Source organism: Stenotrophomonas sp. 3diitr2024 (assembly GCF_042136455.1).
In the GTDB taxonomy this organism is placed as follows: Bacteria; Pseudomonadota; Gammaproteobacteria; order Xanthomonadales; family Xanthomonadaceae; genus Stenotrophomonas; species Stenotrophomonas sepilia.
Genome location: NZ_JBHHMJ010000300.1, coordinates 1 through 6,914 on the forward strand (window position 1 = coordinate 1; position 6,914 = coordinate 6,914).

Annotated in this window: 4 protein-coding genes; all 4 read right to left on the reverse strand. The window is 65.8% G+C overall.

The window, feature by feature from the left end; all coding sequences use genetic code 11:
* Positions 1–177: 177 nt before the first annotated feature.
* Positions 178–717 (reverse strand): phosphatase PAP2 family protein, encoded by a 540-nt coding sequence (locus ABGA94_RS06810; RefSeq protein WP_111128356.1) that lies wholly within the window; start codon positions 715–717, stop codon positions 178–180.
* The gene (locus tag ABGA94_RS06815; RefSeq protein ID WP_053500127.1) at positions 698–1,843 is read right to left on the reverse strand and encodes a glycosyltransferase family 1 protein; all 1,146 of its coding nucleotides are present in this window, start codon (positions 1,841–1,843) and stop codon (positions 698–700) included. Before ABGA94_RS06815 ends, ABGA94_RS06810 begins: the two co-directional genes overlap by 20 nt.
* Before the next feature lie 170 nt (positions 1,844–2,013).
* Entirely contained in the window at positions 2,014–4,938 is a 2,925-nt protein-coding gene (locus tag ABGA94_RS06820) for a TonB-dependent receptor domain-containing protein (RefSeq protein ID WP_005415457.1), read from the reverse strand.
* 317 nt (positions 4,939–5,255) lie between these two features.
* Positions 5,256–6,782 carry an exopolyphosphatase gene (gene ppx, locus ABGA94_RS06825; RefSeq protein WP_005415458.1) on the reverse strand — a complete coding sequence of 509 codons (1,527 nt, stop codon included), beginning with the start codon at positions 6,780–6,782 and terminating at the stop codon, positions 5,256–5,258.
* Positions 6,783–6,914 lie beyond the last annotated feature (132 nt).

Genomic DNA, 6,914 nt, shown 5'->3' on the forward strand with positions numbered 1-6,914 from the left:
GCGTGGTCCGTTTTGATCTGAAGCCGGGCGACGACCCGGAGCTGCCGGTTGAACAGCCCGGTCCATTCGGCCTGCGCATCGGCATGACCCGTGCCCAGGCCATGGCGCAGTTCCCGAAGCCGCCGGTATTGTGGGGGTTAGATCTCTTTTCCGAAGGAAAAGGATCTGACCCCGGGGCTACACCGGCAGCGGCAGCCAGGTCAGGCTGGCCGAAGCCAGCAGGACGGCGATGCCCGTGGCGGCGAGCACGTCGGAAGGATAGTGCAGGCCCAGCACCACCCGCGACAGTGCGACGCCGAGGGTGAACGGCACCAGCAAGGGTGCCAGCCAGGGGTAGTAGGCCAGTGCGACGATGGTGAACGACACTGCGTGCAGGGTGTGCCCGGAGGGGAAGCTGAATTCGTCCAGCGGTGCCACCCAGGCGCGGATGCGAAGATCGGCCGCGTAAGGCCGCGGGCGCCGCGTCCAGCGCTTGAGGCCCTTGTACAGCAGCAATGCGGCCAGGCCGGTGGCGGCCATGTGCACCGAGGCGCGCAGGCCATCGAAGCCATCCAGCACCACCAGCGCAGCCATCAGCACATACCAGAACACGCCATCGCCGAGACGGCTGATGGCCGCGAACAGGCGGCGCACGCGGCGGCGCCGGCAGTAGTGGTTCGCCCGCCGGCACAAGCGTGCCTCGCGCCCTGCCAGCAGTTCAAGCGGCGTGGTGCGCATGGCCGCTCCTCCGCGACTGCGCAAGCTCGGCCAGCAACGCATCGAACTCGGCCACCACCTGCTGTGGATGCAATCGCTTCATCGCGCGTGCGGCATTGCCGCCCAGTTCGTGGCGTTTCGCGTCATCGGCGGCCAGTTGCACGGCGGCCTCGATGAACTGCTCGTCGCTGTCCACCGCTGCGCCGTTCTCGCCGTTGCGCAGGTACTCACGCGCGGCGCCGTAGTCGAAGGCCACGGTGGCCACACCGCTGGCCATGCTTTCCAGAGTCACGTTGCCGAACGTCTCACTGCGGCTGGGGAACAGGAACAGATCGCCGCTGGCGAAGTGGCGGGCCAGCGCATCGCCGCGCTGGATGCCACAGAAGATGAAATCGGGATTTTCATGTGCCAGCTTCTCGCGGGCCGGGCCGTCACCCACCCATACAAAGCGTGCCTTGGGCCGGATCTGCTGCAGGCGGCGGAATGCCTTCACCGCCAGGCCGAGGTTCTTTTCGGCAGCAATGCGGCCGACATAGATCGCCACCAGGCCGTTGCCATCCACGCCCCATTCCTCGCGCAGTGCAGGGTCGCGCCGGCCTGGATCGAACTGCTGGCTGTCCACCGCACGGGCCAGCAGGCGCACGCGTTCGAAGCCCTGTTCGCCGAGGAACTGCTGTAGTTCGCGGGTCGGCACCAGGGTAGCGTCCGCCTGGTTGTGGAAGCGGCGCATCCAGCGCATGGCCGCGGCCTGCAGCCATGCCACGCCATAGTCGGGCAGGTACTCGTCGAAGCGGGTGTGGAAGCCGCTGGCGACCGGAATGCCGAGGCGACGTGCGGTACGCAGTGCCGACCAGCCGAGTGGACCTTCTGTGGCGATGTAGACCGCATCCGGACGCTGATTCTGCCAATGGCGGCCCAGCCGGATCGGGGCTGGCAGGCCGAAGCGCAGGCCGGGGTAGCGGGGCAGGGCAGCGCCGGGAACCAGCAAGGTGCCGGGTGCCGAATCCAGCGCTTCGGTGGACTGGCGGGGGCGGACGAGGTCGATCTCGTGTCCGGCTGCACGCAGACCCTGCTCCAGGCCCTGTACGGTGAGGGCGACGCCGTTGACTTCCGGCGGATAGGTCTCGGTGACGATGGCATAGCGCATGGCGGGCCTCCCGGTTTCCGGCATGCTCGGCCCTGGCGATGTAGCCGACATGACCACTTTGCGACCGTCAGATGACGGGGGCGCCGGCCACCGCAGGGGCGCTGCGGCCAACAAAAAACCACGGCCCCGAAGGGCCGTGGTCCTGGTGCTTCATGTCACAGCGCGATGGATCAGAAGCGCTGCTGGTACTTCATGTAGACGAAGCGGCCGATGTCGTAGCCACCGTAGTACGAGAAGGCCGAGTTCGGCTTGCTGTACATGATCGGGCCGGTCTTTTCGAACACGTTGTTGGCACCGACCGACACGGTGGCATCCCACGGCAGCGAGTAACGCACCTGCACGTCGTGGAAGGTGACCGCACCACGCTCGTTGTAGTTGCGGGCGCCCTTGTACCACGGTGCATACACACCCGGATCCGAGCATTCGTCCGGGTACAGCGCGATGTTCGAGCAGGTTTCCTTCACGCCCGAGTAGTAACGCGCGGTCCAGCTCGCGCCGAAGTTGCCCCGCTCGTAGCCCAGCACCAGGTTGGAACGGACGCGGAAGGCGCTGCCGATGCCGTTGGTGACGATCGGAACGATCGAGTTGTCGTTGGAGGTGCGGTAGGTCGCACTGGACACGTAGGTGGTGGCCGAGTTCACGTTGAACTTGCCGAACCGGGTGTCCAGACGGTAGCTCACGTCCAGGTCGTAGCCTTCGGTTTCCATGAAGCCCGCGTTGCGGTTGCCGAACTTCAGGTTGGTCACGATGCCGGTCACCGGGTCACGCTGGAAGCGCGAGCAGCGCGCTTCGATGCCCGACTCGTAGCAGTCCTGCAGGATCTGGGTCGGCGTGTCGGCGATGATGGTGTTGTCGATGCGGATCTTCCACCAGTCCAGCGAGGCGTTGAAGCCCTGGATGAAGCTCGGGCTCCAGACCAGGCCCAGGGTCTTGCTGGTCGAGGTTTCCGGCGTCAGCAGCGGGTTGGACCCGGAGGTGAACGGCACCGGCGTCGCGTCCGTCGACGTGTTCACCGGGGTGCCGCCCTGGCGCAGCTGGCGGAAGGTATTCGCATTGGCGATGTCGCGTGCGCAACGTGCACGGACTTCGGCGCTGGAGGCCGAGGAACCGAAACGGGTGTCGCACGGATCGCTGAACTGCGCGAAGGTCTCCGAACCACCACCGAACAGGTCGCTGATGGTCGGTGCGCGGAAGCCTTCGGCCCAGGTGCCACGCACCATCAGCGAGTCGATCGGCTTCCACTTGAAACCGAACTTGCTGTTGAGCGTGTTGCCGAAGGTGTTGTAGTCCGAGAAGCGGGTTGCGCCATTGAAGGTCAGTTCCTTCGCGCCCGGCAGGTCGGCCAGCACCGGAACGTTCACTTCCAGGTAGGCCTCGTTGACGGTGTAGTCACCGCCGGTCGGGCCTGCGGCCAGGTTGGTGGTAGCGCCGGTCTGGGCCAGGGCATCCGGGGTGTACTTGCCTTCTTCCTTGCGGCTTTCCACGCCGAAGGCGAAGCCGAGATCGCCAGCCGGCAGGGTGACGATGCTGCCAGCGATGTTGGCAAAGAAGTTCTTGGAGGTGGTGCGGCCCTTGGTGATCTCTTCCGGGAACAGCCACGCCTGCAGTTCTTCGTTGCCGTACAGGCCATCGGCAGCCGTCGTGCCGTACGGAACCAACGGGTTCCACGGCTTGCACACGTCATAGGAGATCGGTGCAGCTGCGGTACCGCACTGCACCTTGCCGGTGGCGGCGTTGTAGAACGACGGGCCGACGCCGCCGGCGACGCGACCCTTGTGCAGGTTGCCGGTGGCCACCGATTCCAGTTCATTGCGGTTGTACTGGTAGCCCACTTCCCAGTCGAAGTAGCGGCTGCCGATCTCGAACGAACCGTCGAACGACGCCACCGCGCGGTAGGTCTTCAGCTCGCTGGTGGTCACGCGCGGCACTTCCCAGGTACGGCGGTTCCAGGCCACGGCGGTCGGGTTGGCGTAACCGTGCTGGCGGCCGAACGGGTTGAAGTAGCTGTTGATCGACATCGAGCCGACACCGGCGGTGCTCGACTGCAGCGGATAGCCCGCGATCTGGCGGGTGGACTCACGCTTGTTGTAGCCCAGCTCGGTGCGGAAGTTGACGTTGTCGGTGATCTTGAAGCGGCCGTCGAAATAGACCGAGTCGCGCTTGACCGGATACATCACATGCATCTGGTCGTTGGCGTTGCTCACGTCACCGGTGAAAGGCGTGGTATCGGTGAGGTGGTAATTGGCCGGGTTGGTGGGATCCGCGCCGCGGTTGAGGGAATAGCCGCAACCCGCAGTGGCGGTACAGCCCGGGCCGCGCAGACCCGTGAACTGGCCGTACTGGCTGATGGTGGTCCAGTTGCTGCTGTCGTACGGATGGCGATCGGTCATGCCGTACTTGCTGAAGCCGCGATCGCGCGCCCACACGCCCTTCTCTTCGGCATGCTCGGCCGACAGGGTCAACGACACGCGCTCATTGCTCCAGCCGGCGACAACGTCGAAGCGGTCACGTGCACCGTCGCCCTGGCTGTACTGGCCGTGGTAGACGTTGGCAGTCACACCGGTGACATTGGAACGGGTGATGATGTTCACCACACCGGCCATGGCGTCGGAGCCATAGATCGCAGAGGCGCCGTCCTTCAGCACCTCGATGCGTTCCACGGCGGACACCGGCAGCGTGGAGATGTCCTGGTAGCCGGACGTGCTGATGCCCAGGCGCTTGCCGTTGACCAGCACCAGGGTGCGCTGGGTGCCCAGGTTGCGCATGTCGATGTAGGTGCCGCCCGCGTTTTCGCCTGCGGTCAGCGCATTGGCGCGGCTGATGGTCGGGCTGCCCATGGCGGTGACGTTCTGCAGAATGTCGGCAACTGAGCTGAACCCCTGCTTTTCGATGTCGTTGCGGCTGATCGCGAACACCGGCTGGGCGGTCTCCACGTCCACCTGGCGGATGCGCGAGCCGGTGATCTCGATGCGGTCGAGGTTGGTCGGGTTGGCGTTGCTGCCTTCCTGGGCAAACGCGGGCAGCGCTGCCAGCGCTGCAGTGGTAGCCAGGGCGTAGCGGATGGCCTGCCCCAGTGCGGTGGTGCGTGAAGTCATGGCGAGCTCTCTCTCTCAGGTCGTGCACAGGACGCCAAAGTGGGCGTCGAAGGAGCCAGCAGGGTCGATGACCGAGCCGGTGACCCGATAGTAGTCTCGTTAGTTAATGCTCTGTAAAGGGTTCGTATCCATTTATGTCACGCGGCCGCGCCAGCCTTCACAAAACGTGAACAAAAGCAGGCGCTTACGTGATGGCAGCGATTGCCCACAGCGCGCCGTTGTGGTGCGGAGCAGCACAAAAAACCGCCAGACTGCGCAAAGTGGGAGTGGGAAATGCGTCACCCCGGTTGTCCTGTGGACAACAGCGGACAGCGTATTCAGGCCACGAACGGACGGAACTGGATGCCCAGCCCGGCGATGCCATCGGTCTCCCCGATCAGGTCCGCGCGCAGCAGCGGGCGGGCATCGATGAAGGCCTGCGGCACGATCAGCGACAGCCGGTTGTCGTCGGCGGTCAGTTCCAGTGCCGGCAGCGGATCGTCTTCGTGGGCGCGGTTGAGCAGCACCGCCAGCCGCAGCAGGGCCGCCAGCCGGCGTGCGGTCAGCAGCAGTCGCTCGGGCAGGGCGTCGAAGGCGGTCTTGGTCACGCTGCGGCGGTGGCTACGCACCAGGGCCGCCAGCATCTGCTGCTCCTGGCGCGAGAAGCCGGCGATATCCGAGTGTTCCAGCACATAGCTGCCATGCACGTGGTAGCCGCTGTGCGCGATCATCAGGCCCAGCTCGTGCAGGCGCGCGGCCCAGCCGAGCATGCGCGCATCGTCGGCATCGAGCCTCCAGCGCTCCTGCACCTGTTCCAGCAGGGACAGCGCGGTGTCCTGCACGCGCTCGGCCTGGACGGTATCGATACCGTAGCGCTGGCTGAGAGCAGCCACCGATTCGTCACGCAGGTCGTTCTCGCCGGCGCGGCCGACGATGTCATACAGGATGCCTTCGCGCATCGCCGCCTTGCTGACCAGCAGCTTCTGCAGGCCCAGCGCCTGGAAGGCCGCTTCCAGCACCAGGATGCCGCCGGCGATGATCGGGCGGCGGTCGCTGGACAGCCCCGGCAGCTGGATGTCGTCGATCTTCTTGGCCTTCAGCAGTTCATCGCGCAGCTGCGGCAGGGCCTCGGCGGTGATGGCGCCCTTGCTCAGCTTCATCGTCGCGCAGATCTCGCTGATCGCCTTGTGCGTGCCGGAAGAGCCCAACGCTTCCTGCCAGCCCAGCGCGCGGTACTTGCTGGCGAAAGGCTGGAACTCGCGGCCAATCTCGGCCAGCGCGTCCTTCCAGCGCTTCTTGCTCAGCTTGCCGCCGGGGAAAAAGCGCCGGGTGCTGGCGATGCAGCCGGCCTGCAGACTTTCGCGCTCCAGGGTCTGCATGCCCATGCCGATGATGAACTCGGTGGAGCCACCGCCGATGTCGATCACCAGCCGGCGCTGCCCGGGCTTGGGCGGTTGCGCGTGGGCCACGCCCAGGTAGATCAGGCGCGCTTCTTCGCGCCCGCTGACCACTTCGATGGCATGCCCCAGTGCGGTCTCGGCCGGTACCAGGAACGACTGCGGCGAGCGCAGCTGGCGCACGGTGTTGGTGGCCAGCGCGCGCACCCGGTGCGGCGGCACATTGCGGATGCGCTGGCCGAAGCGGGCCAGGCATTCCAGTGCACGTTGGCGTGCAGCGGAAGAGAGACCACCCTTGCCATCCAGGCCATCGGCCATGCGCACCGTCTCGCGCAGGCGGTCGATCACCCGCAGCTGGCCGAGCGTATAGCGCGCGATGACCATGTGGAAACTGTTGGAGCCAAGGTCGATGGCGGCCAGCAGGTCGCCATCCTGCAATGCGGGCGGAGTCGTGGTGGTATGCGGCATGGACGAATGTTAGCCGAAGGGGCGGTGTGCTCGTCACCGCGCGGCCTTCACATTTTGGAAGAGGGCGTGCCGCAGGACTGCAAGGGGTCAGATCCCTTTCCCGCAGGAAAGGGATCTGACCCCGTGGCGATC